The sequence below is a fragment of the Streptococcus sp. ACS2 genome, from assembly GCF_000525585.1.
GTDB lineage: Bacteria > Bacillota > Bacilli > Lactobacillales > Streptococcaceae > Streptococcus.
The window spans coordinates 1-13,093 of record NZ_JALT01000026.1; the positions used below are offsets into that span (position 1 = coordinate 1).

The window sequence follows — 13,093 nt, forward strand, 5'->3', positions numbered from 1 at the left end:
GTCTATCTCGATGCTGGCCATGGTGGCTATGATCCAGGAGCTTCGTACTTTGGTATTTCTGAAAAGAGCTTGACTTTGGCCATCCAAAGCCGTGTGAAAGCTAAACTAGAATCAGAAGGTTATCAAGTTGTGACCACACGTACCAGCGATACCTATGTTGATTTGACGGACCGCTCTCGTGCAGCTAATGCCTCTGAATCAGATATCTTCGTAAGTATCCATATCAATGCTTCAGGAAGCTCTGATGTGCAAGGTATCGAGACTTATTATTACCAACCTTTTGCAGAATACCCATCACGTATTAATGCAGCTTACCATGCCAATCCGACTCGTTTGAGTATGAGCGATACCCTGGCAAATGCTATTCAGTCTAGCCTTATTAACGCAACTGGAGCTCAGAATCAGGGCGTTAAGCGTCGCACCTTTGCGGTCTTGCGAGAAACAACAGCGCCGGCAGTCCTTCTAGAACTAGGTTTCTTGTCAAATCCTCAAGAAGCAGCTCGCTTAACGACTTCTGCTTACCAAGAAACTTTGGCCAATGCGATTGTAGCAGGAATTAAGCGTTATTATTCTGTTTATAATTAAGAAATTGAGAGAATCTAATGGTTCTCTTTTTATTTTCAAAGAGCGAAAACGCTTGCATAAATCTAATCTAAATGGTATATTAAAAAATATGAAAATGTTAACCAAAAGGAGTTAGTATGAAAAGGAATACTCAAACTAATGACGAAAAAGTCCTTCGTTATAGTCTTCGCAAGTACAAGTTAGGGTTGGCTTCTGTAACCATTGGAGCTGTTTTTTTGAGCTTTGCTGCTACTCATGGAGTCAAGGCAGAAGAAGTAGTGTCAACACCTGCCTCAAGTACACAGGTAGAATCAGCTGATTCTAGTCTTACCACCAGTGGTCTAGTAACTGAAACGCCAACAGCTCCTCTAACAGCTGAGAATGCCACAGTGTCCAAGGAAAATGAGCCAGTTTCTCTTCCAGCAGAAAATACTAGCCGTACTGAGCCTACCAAGCTAACTGAAACTAGCGAAAACACGCCAAAAACAGTAAGTACTAATAATAGTCAAGCTCTCACTAATGCATCTGAGGAACCTATTGCTGAGGGGACTATTCGCTTGCATTTCCAAGAGTTGCCAAGTCAGGATAAGGCATCACTTGGGCTTTGGACTTGGGATGATGTGGAGACGCCATCATCTCAGAAAGGTGCTTGGCCAACAGGAGCAACCTCATTTGCAGAAGCCAAACAGGATAATTATGGTGTTTACTTGGATGTGAAGCTGTCTTCAACACCTAAAAAGCTTAGTTTCTTGATTAATAATGCTGCTGGAACGAACCTTTCAGGGGATAAAGCAGTAGAAATTCTTAGTCCTCAAATGAATGAGGCTTGGATTGACAAGGATTTTCAAGTTTACAGTTATCAACCTATCCCTCAAGATCACGTTCGTATCAATTATTTCCGTACGGATGGCGACTATAGTAATAAGTCTGTATGGTATTGGGGAGATGTAAAGGATGCCCCAAGTAATTGGCCTGATGGTGTTAATTTTCAACCAAATGGTAAGTATGGTGCCTATTTAGACATTCCGCTAACCGAGGCTGCTAAATCTATTGGATTTTTACTCTTAGATGAGAGCAAAATAGGAGATGATGTGAAAATTCAACCAAATGATTATAAATTTAGTGACTTGAAAAAAACTCGTCAGCTTTTCGTACGAGATACTGATACGACAGTCTACACCAACCCTTATTTTGTTAAGGATGTGCGTTTGACTGGGGCTCAGCAACTTAGTCCAAGCAAAATTGAACTCAGCTTCACCAACTTAGACGAGGTCTCATCTGAAGACATTCTCAAAGACCTAAAGGTGACAGACAAGGATGGAAACAGTGCAACTCTTAAACAGCTTGAGTTGGATGCTAAACTCAAAAAAGCTACATTAACAGGTGATTTTGCTGCGGAAAATCTGCCTTACAAGGTCACTTTGGGCAATGATAGTTTTAAAACGTCTGAGAGTTGGCAATTGAAGGATGTGCTCTACAGTTACGATGGTGAATTGGGTGCTCGTCTTCAAGAGAATGGTACTAAGGCACATGTGACACTTTGGTCACCAAGTGCAGATCAAGTAGATATCATTGTCTATGATAAGAATAATCAAGACATGGTTCTTGCTGAACATGCCCTAAGCAAAGGACCTCGAGGTACTTGGCAAGCTGACTTGCTTGCGACTGATCTTGGTTTGGAAAACTTAACAGGTTATTTCTATCAATATCGCATTAAACGTGGTGATCAGTCTGTAATCGTTTTGGATCCTTATGCTAAGTCTTTGGCTGCTTGGAATAGTGACAATGCCAGCAAGGGACCTGAACACAAGATTGCCAAGGCTGCCTTTGTAGATCCTGCTAATTATGGACCAAAAGATCTTGACTACGCTAAGATTCCAAACTTTAAATCTCGAGAAGATGCCATCATTTATGAGGCTCATGTCCGAGATTTCACCTCTGATAAGGCTATCTCAGCTGAATTGAAACACCAGTTTGGGACTTTTGCAGCCTTTGCAGAGCGTTTGGATTATCTTAAAGATCTCGGTGTTACCCATATTCAGCTTTTACCAGTATTAAGCTACTATTTTGTCAATGAAATGCAAAATGGGAAGCGTTTGGATGCCTATGCATCAAGTGATAGTAACTACAACTGGGGCTATGATCCACAAAACTATTTCTCTTTGACAGGTATGTATTCTGAAAACCCAAGTGAACCAGCTAAACGTATCGAAGAATTCAAGAATTTAGTTGCTGCTATTCATGCCCACGGTATGGGCGTTATCTTGGATGTAGTCTATAATCATACAGCCAAGACAGCTATTTTTGAAGACCTTGAGCCAAATTATTATCACTTTATGGATGCTGATGGTACTCCTCGTTCGAGTTTTGGAGGGGGTCGTCTAGGCACGACTCACTATATGAGTCGTCGTGTCTTGGTTGATTCGATTGCTTATCTTACTAAGGAGTACAAGGTGGATGGTTTCCGTTTTGATATGATGGGTGACCATGATGCTGAAAGTATCGAGCAAGCTTACCATGCTGCACGTGCCCTTAATCCAAACCTTATTATGCTTGGTGAGGGCTGGGTGACTTATACTGGCGATGAAAATAGCCCTGTTCAGCCTGCCGATCAGTCTTGGATGAAAGACACAGATACCGTAGCTGTATTTTCAGACGATATTCGAAACACCCTCAAATCAGGTTATCCAAACGAGGGGACACCTGCCTTTATCACAGGTGGCAAACGTGATATTAATAAGGTCTTTGACAATATCAAGGCACAACCAACTAACTTCGAGGCTGATTCTCCAGGTGATGTGATTCAATATATTGCTGCTCACGATAATTTGACCCTTTTTGATATCATCGCCCAATCAATCAAGAAGGATCCAAGCAAGCCTGAGAATAATGCTGAAATTCATCGTCGTTTGCGTCTAGGAAACCTCATGGTATTGACTGCTCAGGGAACACCATTTATTCACTCTGGTCAGGAATACGGCCGCACCAAACAGTTCCGTGATCCTGCCTACCGTTATCCTGTGTCTGAGGACAAGGTGCCAAATAAGTCACATCTCTTAGTGGATGAAAAGGGCAATCCATTTGACTATCCTTACTTTATCCATGATTCTTATGATTCTAGTGACGCGGTTAACCATTTTGACTGGACTAAGGCGACTGATAGCCAGGCCTTCCCAGAAAATACGAAAACTCGCGCCTTTACCAAAGGTTTGATCGCCTTACGTAAGTCGACAGATGCCTTCAATTTCAAATCAAAAGCAGATGTAGATGCACGTCTAACGCTATTGACAGTTCCTGGTCAGGACAATGTCGCTCAAGAAGATTTGGTATTGGGATACCAAACTGTTGCTTCGAATGGAGACCGTTACCTTGTCTATGTCAATGCCGATAGCAAGGCTCGTCAGTTTGATTTGAGTAAGATTACAAATGGCCTATCCTATCTGGTTTTGGCAGATGGCAGTCAAGTCAATTTATCCGGAATTAGTGAGTTATCAGGTGTGACAATCAACAATCACATCTTGACCTTGGATCCACTAACAGCGACTATTATTCGTTTGACTAATGCTCAGACGCCAACTGAGGCAGTAGATCAGCCTTCTGAAAAGACCGGGTCATTTGGTGGTAAAGATACTGAGGCAACTAAAGCAAATGTCAAGGCTTCAGGTAAAGAGGACCTTGTTGGAGATGCTGAACTTGTTAATCGTGACAATGGTCAGGCTAAGACTGAAGCTAGTCGTCAGACTGATAAACAACTGCCATCCACTGGTGAAAAGACAAATCGTGGACTCTTTTTAGCAGGTCTTCTAAGCATTCTTAGCCTAGGATTCCTTCGAAAACGTCGTACAAAATAATAAGTAGCAACAGGTTATTTCCTGTTGTTTTTCTTTTATTTAGAATCATTCTTATCTGCTCTTTAGAATAGTTCTTAAATAGCCTAAAACCGTTGACAGTGCTGGTTTCTTCTGTTAGTTTAGATATTGTTCTCTTACATACGAGAGATCATTATTGACTTATCATCGTTCGTTCTTTATTAATGTTAAAACGACGATTCACATATATAACGACAAATGTCGAACACTATCTTGAAAATAGGAGACATTCATGAAAAAACTTAGCAAACTTGGTGTTGTTCTTTTGGCATCAGGACTTTTATTGACGGCTTGTGCCAAATCTGGTAATTCAAGTAATTCAAGCTCAACTACCTCAAAACTCACAGCCAGTGAGCAAAAGCAATTGAAGCAGGCCACAAGTGATTATAAGACTTTCGTAGAAGGCGAAATTGATCAGCTTTTGAAAGATACTGAAGGATTCAGTGAAACCCTCAAGTCAGGAAATCTTGAAGAAGCTAAGAAACAATACCCATTGATTCGTATGGCTTACGAGCGTTCAGAACCGATTGCAGAAAGCTTTGGTGAGTCTGACGTGAAAATCGACTACCGTTTGGTTGATTACATGGACGAAAATAAATCAGAAGACGGTTGGTCAGGGTTCCACCGTATCGAACGTATCATGTGGCAAGACAACACGACAGAGGGTACAGCTGCCTATGTAGATCAATTGGTTAACGATATTAAGGAACTCAAAGCTAAAATTGCAACTGTTAAAGTTACTCCAGATATCATGTTGACAGGTGCTGTTGACCTTCTTAATGAAGTTGCCACTCAAAAGATTACAGGTGAAGAAGAGGTCTTCTCACACACGGATCTTTACGACTTCCGTGCCAATATTGAAGGGGCAGAAAAAATCTTTGAACTTTTCAAGCCGTTGATCCAAAAGAAAGATGCTAAACTTGTTAAGACTCTGGAAACTGAATTCAAGAATGTGAATGGTCTTTTGGACAAACACATGACTGATGAGAAAAACTATAAGTCTTATACAGATTTGAGTGAGGCAGATACTAAGGAATTGGCCGAAGCTGTAACTAAACTTGGTGAACCATTATCACAAATGGGTGTTATCCTAGATGGGAAATAAGAAAAATGACTGACGAAAAATTTTTAGATCAAAAAATGGACCGTCGTGAATTTCTTAAAAAAGCAGGTATTGGAGGGGCTGGGCTTGCGCTTGGTCTTTCTGGTGCATCTGCTTTTTTCGCTAATCAGGATAGTTCAAGTAAAAAGGCTTATGATGGTGATGAAGATATTAGCTTCTTTGGCAAGCACCAGGCTGGGATTACGACTCCTATGCAGAAGGCTTGCTACTTGGTGGTGCTAGATCTTCATACAACCGATAAAAAAGATGTCATCCAGCTTTTTAAAGACTGGACCGATTATAGTAGTAAATTGGTCGAAGGAGAGTTAGTCAAAAAAGATGGTTCTAATGCCCTCTTGCCTCCTACGGATACAGGCGAAACGGTAGGACTCAATCCCTATCGCCTGAGTCTGACTTTTGGAGTTTCGGCTGATTTTCTTAAAAAACTTGGTTTAGAATCCAAACGTCCTAAGCTCTTCCGTGATTTGCCTCCATTTCCTAAGGAGCAGTTGCAGGACAAGTATACGGGTGGTGATATCGTGATTCAAGCCTGTGCGGACGATGAACAAGTAGCTTTCCACGCTGTCCGCAATCTGATTCGTAAAGGTCGTAATAAAATTACCATGAAGTGGAGCAAATCAGGTTTTGCTGCAATTGGAGACCGCAAGGAAACGCCTCGAAATCTTTTTGGTTTCAAGGACGGTACTGCCAATGTTACGACAGAAAAGGAATTCGACAAGGTTGTCTGGACTGATAGTCAAGATTGGATGAAGGGTGGTTCTTATATGGCTCTTCGTCTGGTACAGATGCACCTTGAAACTTGGGATCGTACTAATTTGCAAGAGCAGGAAAACACCTTTGGTCGTTACAAGGAATCAGGCGCACCTTTTGGAAAGAAAGATGAGTTTGATGAAGTAGATTTATCTAAACTTCCTGTAGATTCGCATGTCCGTTTGGCTAAAGAAGTAGACCTTCCTATCTTACGTCGTTCATATTCTTATTCAGATGGCATTGATGAGAGAACTGGCCAGTTTGATTCAGGTTTGATTTTCATTGCCTACCAGAAGGATCCAGACCGTTTTGTTAAAATTCAGACCAATCTTGGTGCTGTAGACAAGATGAACGAGTACATCACCCATATCGGAAGTGGGCTCTTTGCTTGCTTTGCTGGCGTGGAGAAAGGAGGCTACCTTGGTCAAGCACTCTTTGAATAAACTCCTCGTTTTGCTTGGGCTTTTAGCCTTATTCTGGACCTATCCAGTAGCTGCTGAATCATACAGTGACCTCTATATCAAAATTACAGATGCGACAACAGCTGTTCAAAATAAAGATCAAGCTAAAGCTAAGGAATTGGTTGCTGAGATTAAGACTGATTTCGAAACTAAAGAAAATCACGATTCCAAGGCAGGTAAAAAAGTTAGCAAGGCTCTTGATATTAAGGGTGACGTGACAGAAGAGGACCTAACCTCCATTTCGTCAGCCCTTCTTAAATTTGAGAAAGAGCAAAATCCTGTTGATTTAGATGCCGAAAAGGAAAAACTTGAAACACGCCTAGAGCCTTATTTCAAAAACTTACAGGATGCCATTACGGCTAAAGACCTAGCTGAGACCCGCAAAACTTATGGCGAATTGAATAATGCTTGGACGCGAAATGAAGCTGTTGTCCGTGACCACAGTACTGCCTACTACGGCAAGATTGAGACGGCTATTTCACTTTTGCGAAGCAGTATTGAGACGGAGCCTACTGATTTCACCAGCATCCAGTCATCCTATGATGATCTCAAGGGTGGGATTGATGACTTTATCAAGGGCGTCCCTCTTGATAGCACAAGCTCAAGTTTAACCCTAAAAGATGGTATTAAGCTCTTGGAAAAAGCTCTCGGTCAATTCCAATCAGGTGATGAAAAAACGGCTGCGGCAACTATGAAGAAGTTCATCACTATCTGGCCAACCATTGAAGGTGACGTGAGCACGACTAACCCAAGCCTCTATACGCGCGTGGAGAGTGAAACACCGGTTATCATGGTTAAGGGGAAAGAAAAAGCTTATCAGGACAAACTGCAAGCCTTAATTACAGACCTATCAGCTATCGATACAAGTGCTTCTTATAATGCATTTGATGCCATGTTGATTCTCTTGCGTGAAGGGGTTGAAGCCCTCCTCATCGTCATGGCTCTTGTGACAACTCTTAAGGCAGCTAAGATGCGTAAGGGACTCAAATGGGTTTATGGCGGAGCCATTGCTGGTGTTCTTGCCAGCGCAGTTATAGCTGTTATCTTACAAGTTGTTTTTCCAGCTGTGACCTCGGGGGCCAACCGTGAAATTATTGAAGGTGGCGTTGGTATCTTTGCAGTTGCGATGATGATTCTGATTGGAATTTGGCTCCATAGTAAGTCTTCAGTCAAACAGTGGAATGACTTTATGGACCGCCAGATGAAGATGGTGACGGCTACTGGAAGCTTTGTGTCCATGTTTGCCCTCAGTTTCTTGGCTGTCTTCCGTGAAGGTGCCGAGACTATTCTTTTCTATGTCGGTATTGTCCCACGTATCACGACAGCTAATTTCTTGATTGGTATTGCTTCAGCCATTGCAGTTCTTGTTATCATTGCTGTGGCTATGACTAAAGCGAGTCACTATATTAAACCGCACCGCATTTTCTTTATTTTGACTTGGTTGATTTATGCCTTGGCCTTCAAGATGCTCGGTGTCAGCATTCATGCCCTTCAGTTGACTAATATGATGTCTAATCATTTGATTAGTGGTTTCCCAACCATTGATTGGGCTGGTATCTATCCAAGCTGGGAAGTCTTGATTCCACAACTTATCTTTATTGCTATTATTGCCTTTGTGACGGTGAAACAGCATGGCAAGAAATGAAGATGAGATGACTATTGTTGAGCATCTGGTGGAATTTCGGAGACGTTTCATTGCAGTAGTGTTATGCTTTTTCCTAGTTTTTTGTATTACTCTGTTGTTTGCTAGGCAACTCTATGCTTATCTAACCAGAGGATTTGACAAGCCTTTATTAGTTCTAGGGCCTAACGATATTCTTTGGATTTACATTAACTTGGCTAGTCTCATGGCTTTTACGGTTACTTTGCCTTTCACCACCTACCAGATTTGGAAGTTTGTGAAACCAGGTTTGAGGGACAATGAAGCGCGTGCTATCTTTGCTTATATCCCAGCAACTTTTGTCTGTTTTGTATTGGGTTTGGCTTTTGGTTATTATTTTGTTAGTCCAGCTATCTTAGAGGTGCTTTTAAAACTAGGCGAAGGGCTCTTTAATACACAAATTACAGCACAGAACTACCTTAGTTTCTTACTGCATACGACAGTGCCTTTGGCCGTTCTCTTTGAACTCCCCGTAGTTGTGAGTTTTTTGACATCTATCGGCATAATAACACCAGTTTTTCTGACACATTATAGACGCTATGCTTACTTTATTCTCTTGGTTTTGGCGGTCATTCTAACACCAGCTGACTTTATCAGCGACCTGGCCATGACGGCACCCTTAATCTTGCTTTATGAAGTTAGCGTAACTCTAAGTAAGTTCATTTATAAACGTAAACAAAGAAAATATAAAGATAAATAGAAAGGAAATCTCATGGGAATTCTACGTGATATCGGAGCCCCAGGACTTATCATTATTGTCCTAGGAGCCCTCCTCATCTTTGGTCCTAAACGCTTGCCAGAACTCGGCCAATCCATCGGTAAAATGCTAGCCGAATTTAAAGCAGCTGTAAGTAAGACTGATGAAGATAAAAAGGATCATGAGACTGAGAAGAAAGACTAGTTCCTAGATACTCTAGTTTCTTGACAATTCTAAGCTTTTATGACATAATACACTTGTATTGAATAGTAAGTCTATATCATAGGCAAGAAAAGACCCCAAGCTAACTTCCACATAAGCTCGGGGTCTTTTTTAGCACTATCTATCCTTGTTTAACCACTTGTCGATCAGACGAAGGATAACACCGACCACAATAGGTCCGATGATAGTTTTGAATAGTAAATCCATCATAGGCAAACTCACCTCCCTTCGTAGGCGGTGTCGAGGTGCCAAGGGATATTATATCATAGATTGAGAGAGTTGTTTAGTGAGTGTCAGGAAGCAAAAGTTAGAAGGTAGTTTAATCATGCCATACAAAAAATCAGCTCAAGAAGGCTGATTTTTTTATTTTACAAACTGATACGTTTTTCTGTCTCAGCGTCGAAGAAATGACCTTTTGCAACGCTGAAAGTAAGGTTTACTTTTTCACCTGGATTGTGGAAGTCACGCGCATCAACACGGGCAGCAAATTCAGTTTCTCCAAGTTTTAGGTAAAGCATTGTTTCTGCACCAAGAAGCTCTGAAACGACGACTTCAGCATCTACATTGGCATCTGGATATACTTCTTGAACGATTGGACTGCTTGAAACATCTTCAGGACGGATACCAAAGATAACTTCTTTGCCTTGATAACCTGTTTCTTTCAAGATTTTAGCTTGACCTTCAGAAATTGCAATATCCAAGCCTTCAGAGTTAGTGATACGATTGCCGTCAACCTTAACATTGAAGAAGTTCATAGCAGGACTTCCGATAAATCCAGCAACAAATTTGTTGGCTGGTTCATTGTAAAGTTCCTGAGGTGTACCAATTTGTTCGATACGACCGATAGTACCAGAACCATCAGGATTTTTAGTAGAACTCATGATAACGATACGGTCAGCAAGAGTCATGGCTTCTGTTTGGTCGTGAGTAACATAGATGGTTGTTGCGCCAATATTACGAGTAATTTTAGCAATTTCAGCACGCATAGTGACACGAAGTTTAGCATCCAAGTTTGAGAGAGGTTCATCCATGAGGAAGACTTTAGCATCACGAACGATGGCACGTCCCATAGCTACACGCTGACGTTGACCACCAGAAAGGTCTGCCGGCTTACGATCTAAGAACTCAGTCAACCCAAGGCTAGCAGCAGCTTCACGCACACGTTTGTCAATATCGTCTTTTTTATATTTACGAAGTTTAAGACCAAAGGCCATATTTTCATAAACAGTCATGTGTGGGTAAAGTGCGTAGTTTTGGAATACCATGGCAATGTCACGGTCTTTTGGTGATTTGTCATTAACTACTTCACCATCAATATAGAGTTTACCTTCAGTGATTTCTTCAAGTCCAGCAACCATACGGAGAGTTGTTGATTTACCACATCCTGAAGGACCTACGAAAACGATGAATTCCTTGTCTTTGATGTCGATACTGAAATCTTCAACAGAGTAGTGAGTTGCATTTGGGTATTTTTTGTAAATTTTATCCAGTTTAAGAGTTGTCATATCATTTATCCTTTATTATTTAACTGATCCGCCGGTTACACCTTCAACATAGTATTTCTGCATGAAGATAAAGAGAAGAGTGATTGGGATGGCGATGATAATAGCACCTGCGGTAAATGGAAGGAACCATTCATTGATAGCGTCTTGGTTAAGCATTTGGTAGAGTCCAAGGGCAACGGTATATTTATCTTTAACGTCACCGAGGATAACAGATGCAAAGATGAAGTCTACCCAAGGTCCCATGAAGGCCATGAGGGCAGTGTAGACGATGATTGGTTTAGAAAGTGGCAAGGTAATTTTGGTAAAGATTTGAAGACGAGTTGCCCCATCAATCATTGCTGATTCATCCAATGAGTAAGGAATGGTATCAAAGAAGCCTTTCGCAATGTAGAAACCAAGTGCTGCCCCAGCAGAATAAACCAAAACCAAAGATGTCAAGGTTTGTGTCAAATTAAGGGCCTTCAAAATATAGTAGACCGCAATCATAGACATGAAACCAGGGAACATGTTAAGTACAAGTGCCAATTTCAAGAAGCCATTTCTGTGTTTGAATTTAATACGACTAAGTGAGTAGGCCATCCCAACGGTAATCAAAGTTGAGAGGATACATGTACATGTGGCAACGATGAAGGTATTGATGAACCATTTTCCAAATGGATAAGCATCGCTGGTAAACAGTTTAATGTAGTTATTAAAAGTGTAAGTCTTAGGGAAGAAGTAAGGAACCGCATTAGCTCCTTCACCACGGAAACTTGTAAGGAAGATCCAAATAATAGGAATCAACCAGATAACAGCTAGAACTGTCAATAGAATATAAGTACCAGTTAGGTAAAGATTTTTCTTACGTTTCATTATTTAGCAGCCCCTTCCTTGAATGAAGATGATCTTGTGTAGGCCAAGAGACTGAATGTTGCAGAGATGGCGAAAATCAAGATACCGATAACAGATGCCAAGTTGTAGTCTTTAGCGCTAACAGTCAGTTTGTAGAGCCAAGTTACCAAGAGGTCAGTTGAACCCGCTTGATAGTATTCAGAGTTAGTAGGTCCACCACCAGTAAGGAAGTAGATAACGTTGAAGTTATTGATATTACCGATGAATTGTTGAATCAATGATGGTGCCATGATCAAGAGAATTTGTGGGAAAGTGATGCTCTTGAAGATTTGGAATTTGCTTGCTCCATCAATTTCAGCAGCTTCAATCTGCTCAGTTGGCAAGTTCATGATGATACCAGTTGCGACCAACATTGTGAACGGAATACCAATCCACATATTAACAAAGATAATAGAGAACTTAGCCCAGAGAGGATCAGTCAAGAATGGAATAGGCCCATTAGTGAGATGCAAGGTTTGAAGCAAACCATTTAAAGGACCATGGTCATTAAGGAAGTTACGCATCAAAAGAAGGGATACGAACTGAGGAACGGCGATAGTGATAACAAAGAGTGTACGCCATACTTTCTTGAATTTAAGCCCCTTAGTGTTGAGCAAGAGAGCAAGGACAATACCGAAGAAGAAAGTTGTTGCTGTTGCAGCAACTGCCCAAATCAAGGTCCATGTCAAAAGTGGGAAGAAAGTACCAGCCATACGACCTTGCAAAACTTCACCAAAACTTGAGAAACCAACCCAGTCAAAGAGTGATTTAGGTGCTGGGTGATTGTGGTCAAAGTTAGTAAAGGCCAAACAGATCATGTAGATCAAAGGCAAGATTGTGAAGAGCAAAACTCCAATCAATGGTATAGTCATAAGTCCCATGTGGAAACGACCATCGGCCAAGGTCTTGAAGTCTTCGACAAAGTTAGGAACTTTACGTCCAGACTGTTTGAGAGCCATGAGATGACGAGCACTCTTAAGGTTACACCAGTAAATATAAGCGAAGACTGCACAGAAGATCAGTGAAGCAAGTCCAAAAATCAACAAGAGCATAGAGTTATCTCCAGCGACCTGAACAGTAAGCTTAACCCCATTAACTTCTTTAACGGCCTCACCTTGTTCTTGAGTCCCTAAGGTAATCATACCTTTAAGTGCAGGGATGATTTGGATAACGAAGGCTACTAAGAAGGCAATCTCAGAAAGGAGGAAGAGCAAGCCCTTGGTGAACTGTTTGTTGACCAAGTTTGCCAATCCCATTACCAGAAAGGACAATTTGACATCCCATGTACCTTCTTTGAAGACCTGGCGCATAGGAGTTGTGTCGTAGATTGTTTGTGACATAGATATCTCCTCAGATAAATGATTAATTAGTG

General features: G+C 41.3%; 11 protein-coding genes. 7 read left to right on the forward strand and 4 right to left on the reverse strand.

Annotation, left to right across the window (positions count from 1 at the left end; genetic code table 11):
• From HMPREF1517_RS05090 to HMPREF1517_RS05120, 7 genes are all read left to right on the forward strand, one after another.
• A partial coding sequence (locus HMPREF1517_RS05090) for an N-acetylmuramoyl-L-alanine amidase family protein (protein ID WP_037599793.1) occupies window positions 1-585 on the forward strand: 585 nt, incomplete at its 5' end.
• A gap of 116 nt (window positions 586-701) precedes the next feature.
• Window positions 702-4,415, forward strand: coding sequence for a pullulanase (locus tag HMPREF1517_RS05095; RefSeq protein WP_037599795.1), 3,714 nt, complete (start codon window positions 702-704; stop codon window positions 4,413-4,415).
• 250 nt (window positions 4,416-4,665) lie between these two features.
• Window positions 4,666-5,538, forward strand: a complete 873-nt coding sequence (efeO, locus tag HMPREF1517_RS05100) for an iron uptake system protein EfeO (RefSeq protein ID WP_037599798.1) — start codon at window positions 4,666-4,668, stop codon at window positions 5,536-5,538.
• 5 nt (window positions 5,539-5,543) lie between these two features.
• Window positions 5,544-6,749, forward strand: a complete 1,206-nt coding sequence (gene efeB / locus HMPREF1517_RS05105) for an iron uptake transporter deferrochelatase/peroxidase subunit (protein ID WP_037599800.1) — start codon at window positions 5,544-5,546, stop codon at window positions 6,747-6,749.
• The gene (locus HMPREF1517_RS05110; RefSeq protein WP_037599802.1) at window positions 6,727-8,412 is read left to right on the forward strand and encodes an FTR1 family iron permease; all 1,686 of its coding nucleotides are present in this window, start codon (window positions 6,727-6,729) and stop codon (window positions 8,410-8,412) included. Before efeB ends, HMPREF1517_RS05110 begins: the two co-directional genes overlap by 23 nt.
• The gene (tatC, locus tag HMPREF1517_RS05115) at window positions 8,399-9,127 is read left to right on the forward strand and encodes a twin-arginine translocase subunit TatC (protein WP_037599804.1); all 729 of its coding nucleotides are present in this window, start codon (window positions 8,399-8,401) and stop codon (window positions 9,125-9,127) included. The genes HMPREF1517_RS05110 and tatC overlap by 14 nt, the downstream gene beginning before the upstream one ends.
• Before the next feature lie 12 nt (window positions 9,128-9,139).
• Complete coding sequence (locus HMPREF1517_RS05120; protein WP_037599806.1) at window positions 9,140-9,328, forward strand: twin-arginine translocase TatA/TatE family subunit; 189 nt, start codon at window positions 9,140-9,142, stop codon at window positions 9,326-9,328.
• Window positions 9,329-9,463: 135 nt separating this feature from the next.
• Here HMPREF1517_RS05120 and HMPREF1517_RS10260 read toward each other — a convergent pair whose 3' ends face one another.
• The 4 genes from HMPREF1517_RS10260 to HMPREF1517_RS05135 form a co-directional block, all read right to left on the reverse strand.
• Complete coding sequence (locus HMPREF1517_RS10260) at window positions 9,464-9,556, reverse strand: type I toxin-antitoxin system Fst family toxin (protein WP_004182539.1); 93 nt, start codon at window positions 9,554-9,556, stop codon at window positions 9,464-9,466.
• A gap of 158 nt (window positions 9,557-9,714) precedes the next feature.
• Window positions 9,715-10,851 carry an ABC transporter ATP-binding protein gene (locus HMPREF1517_RS05125; RefSeq protein WP_037599808.1) on the reverse strand — a complete coding sequence of 379 codons (1,137 nt, stop codon included), beginning with the start codon at window positions 10,849-10,851 and terminating at the stop codon, window positions 9,715-9,717.
• Window positions 10,852-10,866: 15 nt separating this feature from the next.
• A complete protein-coding gene (locus tag HMPREF1517_RS05130; protein WP_004182537.1) occupies window positions 10,867-11,703 on the reverse strand; it encodes a sugar ABC transporter permease in 837 nt (278 codons plus the stop codon).
• Complete coding sequence (locus tag HMPREF1517_RS05135; RefSeq protein ID WP_037599811.1) at window positions 11,703-13,061, reverse strand: carbohydrate ABC transporter permease; 1,359 nt, start codon at window positions 13,059-13,061, stop codon at window positions 11,703-11,705. The genes HMPREF1517_RS05130 and HMPREF1517_RS05135 overlap by 1 nt, the downstream gene beginning before the upstream one ends.
• Window positions 13,062-13,093: the final 32 nt, after the last annotated feature.

Coding starts and splice junctions, on each gene's coding strand:
- HMPREF1517_RS05095 (WP_037599795.1), top strand. CDS start 702: ATGAAAAGGAATACTCAAACTAATGACGAAAAAGTCCTTCGTTATAGT.
- efeO (WP_037599798.1), top strand. CDS start 4,666: ATGAAAAAACTTAGCAAACTTGGTGTTGTTCTTTTGGCATCAGGACTT.
- efeB (WP_037599800.1), top strand. CDS start 5,544: ATGACTGACGAAAAATTTTTAGATCAAAAAATGGACCGTCGTGAATTT.
- tatC (WP_037599804.1), top strand. CDS start 8,399: ATGGCAAGAAATGAAGATGAGATGACTATTGTTGAGCATCTGGTGGAA.
- HMPREF1517_RS05120 (WP_037599806.1), top strand. CDS start 9,140: ATGGGAATTCTACGTGATATCGGAGCCCCAGGACTTATCATTATTGTC.
- HMPREF1517_RS10260 (WP_004182539.1), bottom strand. CDS start 9,556: ATGATGGATTTACTATTCAAAACTATCATCGGACCTATTGTGGTCGGT.
- HMPREF1517_RS05125 (WP_037599808.1), bottom strand. CDS start 10,851: ATGACAACTCTTAAACTGGATAAAATTTACAAAAAATACCCAAATGCA.
- HMPREF1517_RS05130 (WP_004182537.1), bottom strand. CDS start 11,703: ATGAAACGTAAGAAAAATCTTTACCTAACTGGTACTTATATTCTATTG.
- HMPREF1517_RS05135 (WP_037599811.1), bottom strand. CDS start 13,061: ATGTCACAAACAATCTACGACACAACTCCTATGCGCCAGGTCTTCAAA.